Genomic DNA, 13,651 nt, shown 5'->3' on the forward strand with positions numbered 1-13,651 from the left:
TGAAAATTTGTATAAAAAAATTAGTTACTATGAAAACAAATTTATTATTGGTCACTTTGATTATTTCAAATTGGTGCTTTAGTCAAGATCAAAATTATAGTATCAGTTTTGTCAAGAATAAAGTTGAATATAAAATTGAGAAACAGAAAGATCGTGTAATACCGATTGATATTGAGGTTGTTAATACTGCTTCAAGTAATTGGGAAAATGATTGGTTAAGTATTAATGTGCTTGAAAGTGGATTAACTGATATTTATCGGAATAATTATTCTATTGTTAAAAGCAAATTACTTTTAAAATCTTTAGAAGAAAATAAAACAATTTTTTTAAGAATTAATGATGAATTATTGATTAATAATGACGAGAAAATTTTTTTACAACTTGATGTTAAAAATGATATAACGGGGCGTAGTAAAAATGATTTAAATGTAGGGAAAAATAAAATTATTCAGATTATTTTTAAAACTAAAAACAGTACTAATCCAGAAAGTGTACTTTCTTTAAAGGAATACCTTGATCGTAGAAATGGTCTTGAACTTCATGAAACTGTTAAAGTTGAATCCACTGATAATCTTTTAACTATTTCTGGTTATGATTATGATAATAAATATGTTAAGAGAAAAGTAATACTTGAAAGAGGAGAAGTGCTTCCGGTACCAAATAAAAGTTATATTTTATCTTCTAATCATTGGAAACCAATACCTATTTCTATTATTACAGTGCCATTTAAAGTACGTCCTGCAATTAATTTAGACGGAGAAAAAGTGAATAGTCTGGCTACTTCAGGTGTGACAAATATCGGGATGAATCTAGAGTTGTCTAAATATCAATTAGATAGATATTTTTCAACAGGTAAAAAATCTTCTCATAAGTTTGGTTTAGGCTTTTGGGCTGCACCGGCAGTTGAAGAATTAGATTCAATCTCAACACGCGGATATCTTCCGAAAGGTAAAAATTCTAAACAAATGTTCATATCTAGTGGTTTTACAATTTCTTATACTTATAATGATATTTCCTTTGTATATGTTCCTTTAGGATGGGATTTCGGTACATCAACCATTGGAAAGAATTGGATATACAATAAAAGAAGATGGTGGGGATTTGGTATTGCAATTAGCCCTAAATTGTTTGCAGCCATATTTAATAAGTAATGATTTCATAGAAAAAAAACAACCTCCAATCGGAAGGTTGTTTTGTATTTAAGCTAAAAAACTATATTAGTTAGATAATGAAGCAGCATGGATCAACATATCTACCAGCTTGTTTGAGTAACCCATTTCATTATCATACCAGGAAACAAGTTTTACAAAGTTTGGAGAAAGCATGATACCAGCGTCTTTATCGAAGATGGAAGTTCTCTTATCTCCTACAAAATCCTGAGAAACTACCGCATCTTCAGTGTATCCTAAAATACCTTTTAATTCACCTTCCGAAGCAGCTTTGATTGCTGCACAGATCTCATCGTAAGAAGTCGCTTTTTCCAATCTTACCGTTAAATCTACTACAGAAACATCAACAGTTGGTACTCTGAAAGACATCCCCGTTAACTTTCCGTTTAATGAAGGAATTACTTTTCCTACTGCTTTTGCAGCACCTGTAGAAGAAGGAATAATGTTATTTAAAGCTGCTCTACCACCTCTCCAGTCTTTCATGGAAGGACCGTCAACTGTTTTCTGAGTTGCCGTTGTAGCATGTACGGTAGTCATCAGACCTTCCACGATTCCGAAGTTATCGTGAATCACTTTAGCTAAAGGCGCTAAACAGTTGGTTGTACAAGAAGCGTTTGATAAAATTTTGATATCGTCAGTAAGTTCAGTATGGTTTACCCCCATTACGAACATTGGAGTATCATCTTTTGAAGGCGCAGAAAGAATTACTTTTTTAGCACCGGCGTTGATGTGCTTTGCAGCATTTTCTTTATCAAGGAATAAACCTGTAGATTCAACGATATAATCGGCACCGATTTCGTTCCATTTGAGGTTGTTCGGGTCTCTCTCGGCAGTTACTCTGATTCTTTTTCCGTTTACCACAAGGTCATTTCCTTCAACAGAAACCTCACCCGGGAAAATACCGTGTACAGAATCGTATTTTAACATGTAAGCCATGTATTCTGCGTTGATCAGGTCGTTGATTCCTACCACTTCAATGTTATCTCTTTCTGTCATTGCTCTGAAAACAAGACGTCCGATTCTACCAAACCCGTTGATACCTACTTTAATTGTTGACATAATAGTTTGTTTTAAATTATATTAAAATATTAGATTGCTAAAATTTTCGAAATCAAAAGAAGGTCTTTATTGATTTCATTATGTTTTTTGATGGCTTCTTCAATCGGAGTGTATACCAGGTCATTAGAACGCATTCCGGCCATTACATTGGTCTTTCCTTCCATTAATCCGGTTACTGCACCGTAGCCCAGTCTGCTTGCCAAAACTCTGTCTGCGCAGCTTGGAGAACCTCCTCTCTGCATATGTCCCAAAATAGCCACACGAATATCATAATCCGGAAAATCCTTTTTTGTTTTTTCCGCCAGTTCGTAAACGTTTGCTAATTTTTCACCTTCTGCTACTACCACGATACTCGAAGCTTTTCCTGTTTTTTCAGCATTTCTGAAATTGGTGAATAGTTCATCAATACTGTCCTTTCTTTCAGGAATTAAAATATCAAGCGCCCCGGTTGCGAGTCCGCTGTTCAGCGCAATGAATCCTGCGTCACGGCCCATTACCTCCACAAAGAAAACGCGGTTGTGGGATGTCGCCGTATCACGGATTTTATCAATCGCATCCATTGCCGTATTTAAAGCGGTGTCATAGCCAATCGTATTGTCTGTTCCGAAGATATCGTTGTCAATGGTTCCCGGAACCCCAATTACCCTGATCCCAAATTCTTCATTGAAGATCTTGGCCCCTGTAAAGGTTCCGTCTCCGCCGATACATACCAAACCGTCAATGCCAAGTCTTACGCAATGATCATAAGCCTTCTGGCGACCTTCTTTGGTTTTAAATTCCATGGATCTGGCAGATTTCAGAATAGTTCCGCCCTGATTGATTATATTTTTTACGGAACGGGGACCCATCTTAAGGAAATCTCCGTTTATAAGGCCGTTGTAGCCTTCTCTTACTCCGTAACATTCGATGTCATAATAATTTGCGGTTCTCACTACCGCCCTTAATGCTGCATTCATCCCCGGAGCATCACCTCCAGAGGTAAGAACGGCAATTTTTTTTACTGCACTCTCTTTCATCTAGTAAAAAGTTTCGAACACAAATTTACAAAAACAAGTTCAGATAATAACAGTAACTTAAGAAGAGTTTTGAATATACATTATTTAAAACGTCTAAAATTTACAGGTTTGAAAATATATCTGGCTGTTGCAATTTCCGGATCATCAACATCAAGCGCATACCATGGGGAAATGTTTTTATCAAAAGGATTGGAAAGAACATGAACCGACTGTGCAGGTGTAAAGCCTTCTCCCAGAAGATACAGTTTTTTGCCATCTTTATTTTTGCACGCTCCCGAAATAAAAACCACATGACCCGGACTTCCGGGTGTAATCAGGATGTCTCCGGTTTTGAGATCGCTGTTTTTAATAACAGCTGATGTTTCATGGTGTAAAGAAATGGTTCCGGCATAGTTGAAAATCAGGTCAAGATAATTTCTGAAATTCGTATAAGAATCATCAAATTCCGCAGTCTTTTTGAAATTGACAGAATTTCCGTTCACGAGAGCTCTGATACCATTTTTATAATCATTCCACGAGACCAGATCGCCACTGGTAAAATGGAATTGTATTGCATCAAAATTTTTAGACTTAAATAAATACTCTGCTCTTAGGCGAATGACTGCATCGGCGCATTGCTGAAGATCTTTGTTTCCGATATCAAGATCAAAAATAGCTTCATGAAGATGTTGGGTTTTGATTTTATTGCCGTCATATTTAAGAATTGGACTTCCGTAAGGTTTTAAAGAAAATTGCTCAATAAAATATTCAAAAGAACCGGGCTGTTCTCCTATCCACTTATATCCTTCCGGAGCTGGAAATCTTTCTTTAATGGTATTTTTATCTTTATTGATTTTGAGTTGAATATTTTGAGAATCTTCATTTATTGGGGCTAAAATGTTATTCGCCGTTTTTTTCTCGCTACAGCTGCTGAACAGTAATAAAAAAATGAATCCTGAAATAATTTTTTTCATGCTAAAGATTTATCTGAAAGATATAAATAATTTCATAATCAGATGTATTGCAAGCTGAATCGCTACCACTTTTCCGTCAAATATTTCCAGTACCGTTTAGGGACATGCTGAAGATGCAGTTTTAAATTTTTTCTTTCCACAATATTGGTTTTCGTAAAATACCGCTGCCACAGCGTCTGGTAGTTTTTTTCCTGATCATGGAATTTCTGTTCATATTTATTGAGGTCAATTTTCTCGTCAGGATAAAAGAAGTCGCAGGTTTCCAGATTATACAGAAGTCCGTAATTTCTGCGTAAATCATAGATCATCCATTTCTGATCCTGGTATCGGTCTTTGAAATGTTTCCTGATCAGCGGAAGCACATTGAAATCAGGATCGATTTTAGCAAAGAAAACATCATCCTGCATTTTTTCAAAACGCACAAAAGCAGTCATTCTGTGTCGTTCACGACTGACGGATTTGCATATTTTGGAAATTTTTAAAATTGCTTCATCAGTATAATTCTGAAGGATATTTTCATCCGGATATTTGATAGATTGTTTTACGGCAGATAAAATAAGCTGTTCCGCTTCAGGATCTTCGGACAAGTACACTTTCAACAGTTCGTGGATGCCTTGGTTTCCAATATTTTTTTCGAGTTTATTTAAAACCCTTTCTGATTTGTCATTTTGTGTAATCACTTCATGAATTTCAGCGAATATATTTTCCTGGTGAAACCGTTCCCTGCTGATAATTTCCACGTCTTTATAACGGTACTCAAATACTTCAAATACTGCGGTGAAAAGTCCGTCGAAACTGCCGTCGTAGAGTAGGGTAGTCATTTTTTAATGTAGCAATTTTTTAATGTAAAAAATGGAGCAATATATGGTTGAGATAGTTTTTCAGACATAATTGGGAATATCCATGCTTCCGTGGAGTACCCGCACAACATAAATGTGATTCTCTAAAATTCTGTAGAAAATAATGTGATTGTCTTTAGGAAAACTGTACAACCCTTTTTTTATTTCGTTTCGTATTTTGCCTGATTTCGGATGTAAATATAAATCGTTAAAAATCTTTTCAATTTCCAAAAGATATTTTTCAGCCTGTTCAAATCAGAAGTGTTCTATGGTATAATCAAAAATGTCTTCCAGATCTTTATCCGCGGCTTCCGATAAGATATATACGCTTCCAGGCATTATTGTTTTTCTTTCCTGGATTGAATAATATCCTTAACCGACCGCTGGCTCGGATTACTGTTCCAGCCTTTTTCGATTTCAGCTTTTAAATCCTGAATTACTTTGTGGCGATATACCTCATGAAGCCGTAACGCATCCCGTACCACTTCACTGGCATTCTGAAAATCTCCGGATTTTATCTGCTCTGCGATATAATCTTCCTGTTTTTTCGTAAAACTGACATTCATTGCTGTTCTTTTTCCGAAATTACAAATTATATCCATATTTAGCAAATATGGACCAAAGTTTTAACGTAAATTAAAATAAAGTCAGCTGTTGAGAAAACTGATTATGAAACTTAGATGAGCTTCCGCCGATCAATAATTTCCTGAAATTTTTATCCGTTAAATATCTCAGATAAGCATTTCCTGCATTAAAATCAATAAAATACCGTGCGCGATTTACCGCTGCGCCTAATTTACTGAGGTGATCCATTGTAAGAACCTGAAAACGTCTTGCGCTGACAATCTTTTTTGCGGTTTTCACGCCAATCCCCGGAATTCTTAAAATCATCTGATAATCCGCAGTCTGAAGATTAACGGGAAACTGATCCAGATGTCTAAGCGCCCAGCTCATTTTCGGATCCATTTCAAGATCAAGGAAAGGCATATTCGGATCCAGGATTTCTTCTGCTTTGAAGCCGTAAAACCGCATCAGCCAGTCGGATTGATACAGCCTGTTTTCCCGAAGCATCGGAACTTCTGTTGTTAAGGAAGGCAGCCGCTTATCCTCCAAAACCGGCACATATCCTGAATAATACACTCTTTTCAGATTAAAGTTTTTATAAAAATGATCCGCTACTTTTATGATCTGTAGGTCGTTTTCGTTGGTAGCCCCCACGATCATCTGGGTAGATTGTCCGGCAGGAGCAAATTTGGGAACCTTTCTGAAAATCTTTTTTTCATCTTTATATTGATCAATCCCTTTCTGAATATACCGCATTGGATTAATCATATCCTGCCTGTTCTTTTCAGGTGCAAGAAGTTTCAGCCCGCTTTCGGTAGGAATTTCAAGGTTTACGGATAATCTGTCTGCATACAATGCTGCTTCCTGCATCAACTCATCACTGGCGCCGGGAATTGATTTCAGGTGAATATAGCCGTTAAAATTCTCTTCAAGTCTGAGCTTTTTGGCGACACGAACCAAACGTTCCATCGTGGTGTCTGCATTTTTGAAAATTCCGGAACTTAAAAACAATCCTTCAATATAATTTCTACGGTAAAAATTGATCGTCAAATCAACTACTTCTTCCACTGTGAAAGCTGCTCTTTTGATATCATTTGAACTTCGGGAAACGCAGTAGGCACAATCGTAAATACAATGGTTGGTTAAAAGAATTTTGAGAAGTGAAACACATCGTCCGTCTTCAGTATACGTATGGCAGATTCCGCTCGCGGAACTGTCTCCCAAAGCGCCTTTCTTGTTTTTTCTTGTGCCTCCGCTTGAGGAGCAGGAAACATCGTATTTGGCTGCATCCGCAAGGATTTCAAGCTTTTCTTTCAGACGGTCGAAATTCATATTTTAAATTGATTATCTTGAAGTTGGATAAGATGAACGGTTCAAAATTAGCTCCAAAATTGATAAATGTCAATCTTTTTCGATTGAAGTTATCAACAGCGGAAAGTTACAAAATCACTATATTTACAATTCTTTAAAGATAAACTATGAATCATCAACCGGTAGAAGGTTTTTCCAAACTTTCCAAGCAAAGAAAAATCGATTGGCTCATCTCAGAATACCTTAGTAACGATCGCAGTTACGAACAGATTTTACAGCAATACTGGAATAACAATGCCGAACTTCAGAAGCTTCATGAGGAGTTTTCTGAAAATACCATTTCCAACTTTTACATGCCCTACGGAATTGCGCCAAATTTCCTTATTGACGGGAAATTACTGGCTTTACCCATGGCTGTTGAAGAAAGTTCTGTGGTTGCGGCAGCCTCCAAAGCAGCAAAATTCTGGATTGATAAAGGAGGTTTTAAAACAACCATTATCAACACCGAAAAACTCGGCCATACCCACTTTATATTCAACGTAGAATCCCACAAATTATTACATTTCTTCAACTTCAGGCTGAAGAAAAAGCTTCTTGAAGCAACGGAAGATATTACTGCGAATATGCGGAAACGCGGCGGCGGAATTTTAGATATCAAATTAATTGATAAAACTTCTGAAATGCCGAATTATTACCAATTGAAGGCCAGCTTCGACACCGTAGATTCCATGGGAGCCAATTTTATCAATTCTTGCCTGGAGCAGTTCGGAAAAACATTGAAGCAGGAAGTGGCGGAAAATGAAGATTTTACACAAGAAGAGAAAGATTCATTGCAAATTGTGATGAATATTCTTTCCAATTTCACTCCTGATTGTATCGTAAGGGCTGAAGTTTCCTGCAAAATTGAAGATCTGAAAGACGACAGCGGCATTTCCAACGAAGAATTTGCCTGGAAGTTCAAGCAGGCGGTAACGATTGCTGAAATTGAACCTTTCCGTGCGACCACGCATAATAAAGGAATCATGAACGGGGTAGATGCAGTAGTTATTGCTACCGGAAACGATTTCCGTGCAACGGAAGCCTGTGCACATGCTTACGCTGCGCGAAACGGAAAGTATTCTTCTTTAACACATTGTACAACAGATAACGGGATATTCAGATTTTGGATTGATCTTCCGATTTCGGTAGGCGTTGTAGGCGGTTTAACAAATCTTCATCCTTTGGTAAAGTTTTCTCTCGCGTTGTTGGGAAAACCTTCTGCTCAGGAATTAATGAGCATCATGGCGGTATCCGGTCTGGCGCAGAATTTCGGAGCATTGCGCTCTTTGATTACTACCGGAATTCAGAAAGGACATATGAAAATGCATCTTTTCAATATTCTGAATCAGTTTAATGCAACTGAAGAGGAAAAGCAATATTTTGTGACGTATTTTAAAGATAAAACAGTAAGCCACCACGAAGTAATTGCGGAATTGGAGAAGTTAAGAAACAAGTAAGTTTAACCACGCTTTTAATATTTAATTTATATTGGTTTGTTATGAGAAATAATAAAAATCATCAATGAAAAAAATTGTATCACTAATAGCAATTTTATTTTTTTTAGTAAGTCCTAAATTATTTTCACAAACCGATAAAAATGGAAATCCTGTTTTTAATAGTTTAAGAATTGAAGATATTAAGTTTGAAAATGTTGAAATCATTTCAAATTATTATACAATAGAAAATAATATAGAAAATAAATCTTCTTCTGTTTTTATTAATGAAAACCAACTCCGGAAGACTATATAAATTTTTCAACCAAATTGCCATCATATTTTTTTATGATTGTTGATAAAGGAAATGTTCTTGGAATGGCAATGCTGATTCCCAAAACTGAAGATGATTCTTTTTTTTATAATGTAGTGATTCCAAGTAAAGATTTAAGTTTTCAAATACCATCTCAACTGAAAGGAAAAATTACCGAACATCGAGCAAATGAAATTTTGAATCTCAAAAATTCAAAAGCCGAAATTAGTAAGAACGTTTTGAAATTTAATAATATGGATTTTGAGGTACTTCAATATGACAAAATTATTGCAGAATTAAAGAAAAATGTTTTAGCAGAAATTGAGAACGAAAAAAATACAGAAAAAAATAATGTAGAAGAATATATCAGAACCGAATCAAAAGAAGGAGGAAAACTTGATTTTAAAAGTAGATTTGAAAAGCATGAAGGAGCGTTTATAGCTTTTGATGGAGTTATGTACAACAAAAAAGACTTTTCAATTTTAATGTGGGGAGCTTCTGTAAGAAAAATCGGCATAAAAGATTTTTCGAAAGCTCAAAATATTTGGGAACAGATTAATAGTAAAAAGCTAACCGAACCAGAGTTAAATGCTTTAAAGAAAGGGTTTGAAACGAAATTTTAATAAAGAAATTTTTAGACAATTCAAACTTGACTTTATAAAATTAATATATTCAAAAAGATAAAATTAAGTAATTGCAAAACATCAATGTCTAGATTCGTAATTACTAATTTGAAAGTAAATAATATGAAAACAATAACATTAATTTTTGGAGCGGTATACGGTATGCTGTCCGTGATCTTGGGAGCCTTCGGCGCACATGCTTTAAAGAAAATCCTTTCTGTGGAAAGACTGGAAAGTTTTGAAACGGGAGTACGCTATCAAATGTACGCCGCCTTTTTCTTATTAATTGTCGGTTACATTTTAAAATTTGAAACGAAAACCGAAAACTGGATTTCCTGGCTGATGATTTTCGGAACAATACTGTTTTCATTCAGCATCTATGGTTTAAGTATGCAGGATTATTTTGGGATGAACCTGAAATTCCTCGGACCGATCACTCCGCTTGGAGGATTACTGATGATTCTGAGCTGGACTTTGCTGATTTTCTATTTCGTGAAAATGAAAAGTTAAGATTTGAATGATTGAAGTTTTACGCAAACATATTACAGGAAGACTTGGAGATGATCCCGACAATCTGGAAACGGTGCTTTCTTCATTTAAGCATATTACCGCTAAAAGAAACGAGCAGATTCTGCAGCAAGGTGAAATTTGCAGATATGTGTATTTCATCGCTAAGGGCTGTCTTCAGGTTTATGTTTACGATAAAGACTTTAACGAAACAACGCGTGATCTTGTAACCGAAGATAACTGGTGTTCCGAACTTCAGAGTTTTGGAAGTGGCAATCCGGCAATAGAAAATATAAGAGCCGTTGAACCTTGTGAGCTTTTTGCAATTGACAGAAAGGCTTTTCAGACAATGATGGAAACCGTTCCGCAGTTTGATAAAATGTATAAACAAATTCTGGAAGCATCTTATGCAAATTCTGTTTACCGCATCAACACTTTTGTGGCTTTATCGGCTTTGGATCGCATAAAATGGTTGATGAAATATCGTCCGATGCTGATGACGAGACTTTCCAGCAAGCTTATCGCATCTTATTTAGGAATTAATAAAGATGTTTTCAGTCGCTTAAAATCTAAGCTTTGAAAATGTAGACTTTTGTCATCGTTCACAGAATTTTTATTGCTGAATTTTGTTTCATTATTCACAATAAAAATTAAAAAAATGACAGAGTATTTATTATTATTCAGAAATGCGAGTTCCGAAAACGGTTATTTAGCAACATCACAAGATATGGCAGAAGATATGTCTAAATGGCAATCCTGGATTGGGAATATTGCAATGCAGGGAAAGCTGGTTCATACTGCACCAATTGAATATAACGGAACGGTTATAAGCAATAATGCCAATATCAGTAATCCTTACAAAGAATCCAACAGTGTTTTGGTTGTCGGTTTTCTCATCTGTAAAGCGGAAAGCATTGTGGAAGTTGAAGAATGGAGCAAAACCTGTCCGGTTCTGAAATATCCCGAAAGTTCTGTAGAAATAAGACCGCTGATTCCTTTTCCTGCAAATTAATGGTAAAACGTAGAGTGATTTTGATTTAAAGCAATGTATTGTAGCTTACTTTTTGTTCTAATCTCTTACATTTAAAACTAAAAAATCCGTTTCGATTGTGAAACGGATTTTTTTACTTTAAAAAATTTTCCTTCATCCATTTTAATTTATTGTAGCTTTTCAGGAATTTATTATTCAGGAGGATAAATTTTTCCTGAGCATCTATCATTTTATTTTCCCTTGAATTGATGAGAAACAGCGAACTTTCACCGTTGTTATAGCGGATCTCTTCAGCCTGTAGAAGCCGTTGGTAATTGGTAAGGTTATCCTTTGCAATATCAATCTGTGAATGATAGTTAATAACTTCATTTTTATAAGTCAGGATCTTTGTTTCCAATTCTCTTCTTTTCACTTGGGTATCCAGTGTATTCTGCTCTATTTTAAGTTTTGCAATCTGGTAATTGGCTCTTGCTTCTCTTTGGAAAACCGGGATTTCCAGCTTCAGTCCGTACTGGAAGTTATTGTCAAAAAGCGGGAGGTAATCTGCCCGGTAATTTTCTTTATTAAAGAAATTATAGGTAAAATCCAGCTTGGGTAAGAAGCTTTGCCATTTTAGCCGTCTTTCACTTTCCAGAATATTCTGTTTCTGAAAGTAGTACTGCAATGAAAAATGATTGTTCAGGTTTTGATTTTCCACCTGCTGTATCAGCATTTCAAAATTACTGAAAGCTTCACTGCTGTTTATTCTGTCGGAAGGATAAATCATAGCCGTAAGGTCATAAAACTCTCGGTTATCTTTCCATAAAAAAAGCTGAAGATCCTGAGTACTTTTCACAAAATTCAGAAAAGCATCCCGCTCCTGAAGACGGAAACTCTGCAGCTGTGAGGCTGCTTCTATGGTATCAATGGCAGGTCTTTCCCCAAAATTAAAGGTCTTTTTTGTGAGCTCAAGACGTTGTTCATTAATTAAAACAGCGCTGCGCTGTAGCTGGTAAATTTCGAAATTCTTTACCCACTCCCAATAGGTGTTTTCAGCTTCAAGAAGAAGATCGTTGGTAAGAACGGTCTGTTCTGCTTCGGTCATTTTCAGGGCATATTTTGCCTGTTCCAGCATGGCTCTTCTTTTATCATACAAAAGATTTTTAGCCAATGGAACAGTAATCCCGAATTGATACAGCCCACCTTTGGTATCGCTGTTATTGAGCTTTTCTCCATCCAGGTAATTGTAGCTTGCGGTAAGATCAATCCCATACCATGTAGGAATACCGAGTTCAATATTCCTTTGCCTGTAGTATTGTATCCCGTCAATATTTTTTTCTCCAAGTTTTCCGCCAAGTACCGGATCAAAATTTCCTCTTGCACTGGTAATTTCTGATGCTGCAATTTTATTCTGAAGCTGATATTTTAGGGCTAAAGGATGGTAATTTTTTACAATAGAAATAAATTCTTTTGCAGACATCTTCAATGAATCCTGCGCTGAAAGTATTCCGCAGAACAGTAGGGCAAATAGAAATATAACTTTATTTCTGCTTTTCATTCTGACCGGTTTTTGCAGTTTTAACTTCATAATAATCGGGAGGGAAACCATTGATATTTCGCCAAAGTTCATACCAGACCGGAACATCATTCAGGATAGCAATTCCTTGGACGCCGGTACCCATTCTGATTTTCGGAGGCCATCTTTTCTGGGTTTTATCTTCCACAATCAGCGCTTTAAAAAGACCATTGGCGCTGATATTATTTTCAATGGCAATTACTTTTCCTGCAAAAGTTCCGTAGCTTGAATCCGGCCATCCGGAAAATACGATTGCCGGAAAACCATCAAAAATGCACATCACGCGCTGGCCTTCTTTGATCAGCGGAAGATCAACAGGCTTAATATAAATTTCCACCGCATAATCCACCATTTTTGGAACAATAATCCCGATACTTTCTGTTTCTTTCAGTATTTCCCCGATTCCGGCTTTATTAAGCTGAACAATCTGTCCGTCCTGGGAAGCAACAATAAAGTAAAGCCCCTGGCGGAATTTATAATTGGCAACCTGGTTTTCCAGCTTGGCAATATCTCCTTCACTGCCTTCAATCTGTCCCATGCTCTGGAACCTTTCACCCTCGGTTTTGCTGAGCTTTTCAGTGTAATCCTGGATTACGGCATTCTGTTCAATGGCCATAGTAGAGATTTCCTGACGGGTTTGGGCCACCTTATTTTCGGAAGCGGTTTTTTTAGCGATCGCATTCTGGTAAGATATGTTTCTCTGCTGAAACTGTGTTAAGGAAACCAGTCCTTCATCATACATTTTTTTCTGTCTAATATATTGGTCCTCAGAAAGCTTGAGCTCATTGGTTGCAGCGGCAAGTTCTGCTTCTTCGCCTGCGAGCTTGTTTTTGAGCTGGCTGATTTTTATATCGATCTGGTTCAGCTTAAGATCTTTCGCCGTGGTAAGCGCCTGAAGCTGATTGTTGGTGGCGCCTACTTTGGCTTCGTAATAATCCCGTACTCCTTTTTTTGCTTCTACCTGCTGTTCTGTTCTTTTGACCAGTAATGGATCAAAGTAATCATCCTTTACTTCAGAAAGCTGCAGAATAGTATCTCCTTTTTTAACATAATCCCCGTTTTTTACATACCACTTGATTATTTTCCCGGGGATAGGGGAGTTTAGCTGTTGCGGACGTTGTTCCTGGTAAAGGGTAGTTACATTCCCCACGACCTTGATATTTTGGGTCCATGGAAGAAACAGTACAATAATCGCCAAAATGAAGAATGATAAAAACCATCTTTTTACGTACGATTTTTTGTGAATATTATATATTTTATCAAAAGACTGAATTTTCAT

General features: G+C 36.4%; 15 protein-coding genes and 1 pseudogene. 7 read left to right on the top strand and 9 right to left on the bottom strand.

The genetic code is table 11. The features are described from left to right. Nucleotides 1–29: 29 nt before the first annotated feature. Complete coding sequence (locus BUA76_RS04540) at nucleotides 30–1,151, top strand: hypothetical protein (RefSeq protein WP_072883623.1); 1,122 nt, start codon at nucleotides 30–32, stop codon at nucleotides 1,149–1,151. Nucleotides 1,152–1,217: 66 nt separating this feature from the next. On the opposite strand, the gene gap is transcribed toward BUA76_RS04540, so the two are convergent. The 7 genes and pseudogenes from gap to BUA76_RS04575 form a co-directional block, all read right to left on the bottom strand. Beyond that, nucleotides 1,218–2,228 carry a type I glyceraldehyde-3-phosphate dehydrogenase gene (gene gap / locus BUA76_RS04545; RefSeq protein WP_072883624.1) on the bottom strand — a complete coding sequence of 337 codons (1,011 nt, stop codon included), beginning with the start codon at nucleotides 2,226–2,228 and terminating at the stop codon, nucleotides 1,218–1,220. Nucleotides 2,229–2,257: 29 nt separating this feature from the next. Continuing rightward, nucleotides 2,258–3,244: a 6-phosphofructokinase gene (gene pfkA / locus BUA76_RS04550; RefSeq protein ID WP_072883625.1), complete on the bottom strand. Its 987-nt coding sequence runs from the start codon at nucleotides 3,242–3,244 to the stop codon at nucleotides 2,258–2,260. Between the two features lie 80 nt (nucleotides 3,245–3,324). After that, a complete protein-coding gene (locus BUA76_RS04555) occupies nucleotides 3,325–4,197 on the bottom strand; it encodes a DUF4846 domain-containing protein (protein ID WP_072883626.1) in 873 nt (290 codons plus the stop codon). Between the two features lie 62 nt (nucleotides 4,198–4,259). Further along, entirely contained in the window at nucleotides 4,260–5,018 is a 759-nt protein-coding gene (locus tag BUA76_RS04560) for a TIGR03915 family putative DNA repair protein (RefSeq protein WP_072883627.1), read from the bottom strand. Between the two features lie 60 nt (nucleotides 5,019–5,078). Then, nucleotides 5,079–5,273, bottom strand: a pseudogene (locus tag BUA76_RS19370) (type II toxin-antitoxin system RelE/ParE family toxin); the annotation flags it as partial. Between the two features lie 101 nt (nucleotides 5,274–5,374). After that, on the bottom strand, nucleotides 5,375–5,638 hold the full coding sequence (locus BUA76_RS04570) for a type II toxin-antitoxin system ParD family antitoxin (protein WP_228408459.1): 264 nt from the start codon (nucleotides 5,636–5,638) through the stop codon (nucleotides 5,375–5,377). A 34-nt stretch (nucleotides 5,639–5,672) separates the two neighbouring features. Beyond that, nucleotides 5,673–6,932, bottom strand: a complete 1,260-nt coding sequence (locus tag BUA76_RS04575) for a putative DNA modification/repair radical SAM protein (RefSeq protein ID WP_072883628.1) — start codon at nucleotides 6,930–6,932, stop codon at nucleotides 5,673–5,675. 146 nt (nucleotides 6,933–7,078) lie between these two features. Between BUA76_RS04575 and BUA76_RS04580 the strand changes: the two genes are divergently transcribed. The 6 genes from BUA76_RS04580 to BUA76_RS04605 all read left to right on the top strand — a co-directional run bounded on the left by BUA76_RS04580 (nucleotide 7,079) and on the right by BUA76_RS04605 (nucleotide 10,838). Next, nucleotides 7,079–8,407 (top strand): hydroxymethylglutaryl-CoA reductase, degradative, encoded by a 1,329-nt coding sequence (locus BUA76_RS04580; protein WP_072883629.1) that lies wholly within the window; start codon nucleotides 7,079–7,081, stop codon nucleotides 8,405–8,407. A gap of 64 nt (nucleotides 8,408–8,471) precedes the next feature. After that, a complete protein-coding gene (locus tag BUA76_RS04585; protein WP_072883630.1) occupies nucleotides 8,472–8,699 on the top strand; it encodes a hypothetical protein in 228 nt (75 codons plus the stop codon). Nucleotides 8,700–8,731: 32 nt separating this feature from the next. After that, nucleotides 8,732–9,319 (top strand): hypothetical protein, encoded by a 588-nt coding sequence (locus BUA76_RS04590; RefSeq protein ID WP_072883631.1) that lies wholly within the window; start codon nucleotides 8,732–8,734, stop codon nucleotides 9,317–9,319. A 123-nt stretch (nucleotides 9,320–9,442) separates the two neighbouring features. Beyond that, complete coding sequence (locus BUA76_RS04595) at nucleotides 9,443–9,829, top strand: DUF423 domain-containing protein (RefSeq protein WP_072883632.1); 387 nt, start codon at nucleotides 9,443–9,445, stop codon at nucleotides 9,827–9,829. Between the two features lie 7 nt (nucleotides 9,830–9,836). Continuing rightward, a complete protein-coding gene (locus BUA76_RS04600; protein ID WP_072883633.1) occupies nucleotides 9,837–10,406 on the top strand; it encodes a Crp/Fnr family transcriptional regulator in 570 nt (189 codons plus the stop codon). A 78-nt stretch (nucleotides 10,407–10,484) separates the two neighbouring features. Continuing rightward, nucleotides 10,485–10,838, top strand: a complete 354-nt coding sequence (locus BUA76_RS04605) for a YciI family protein (protein ID WP_072883704.1) — start codon at nucleotides 10,485–10,487, stop codon at nucleotides 10,836–10,838. A gap of 112 nt (nucleotides 10,839–10,950) precedes the next feature. On the opposite strand, the gene BUA76_RS04610 is transcribed toward BUA76_RS04605, so the two are convergent. Together BUA76_RS04610 and BUA76_RS04615 are read right to left on the bottom strand one after the other, a co-directional pair. Continuing rightward, nucleotides 10,951–12,354 carry a TolC family protein gene (locus BUA76_RS04610; RefSeq protein ID WP_072883705.1) on the bottom strand — a complete coding sequence of 468 codons (1,404 nt, stop codon included), beginning with the start codon at nucleotides 12,352–12,354 and terminating at the stop codon, nucleotides 10,951–10,953. Further along, the gene (locus BUA76_RS04615) at nucleotides 12,338–13,651 is read right to left on the bottom strand and encodes an HlyD family secretion protein (protein WP_072883634.1); all 1,314 of its coding nucleotides are present in this window, start codon (nucleotides 13,649–13,651) and stop codon (nucleotides 12,338–12,340) included. The genes BUA76_RS04610 and BUA76_RS04615 overlap by 17 nt, the downstream gene beginning before the upstream one ends.

Origin of the sequence: Chryseobacterium takakiae, assembly GCF_900129385.1 — a bacterium.
Lineage (GTDB): Bacteria > Bacteroidota > Bacteroidia > Flavobacteriales > Weeksellaceae > Chryseobacterium > Chryseobacterium takakiae.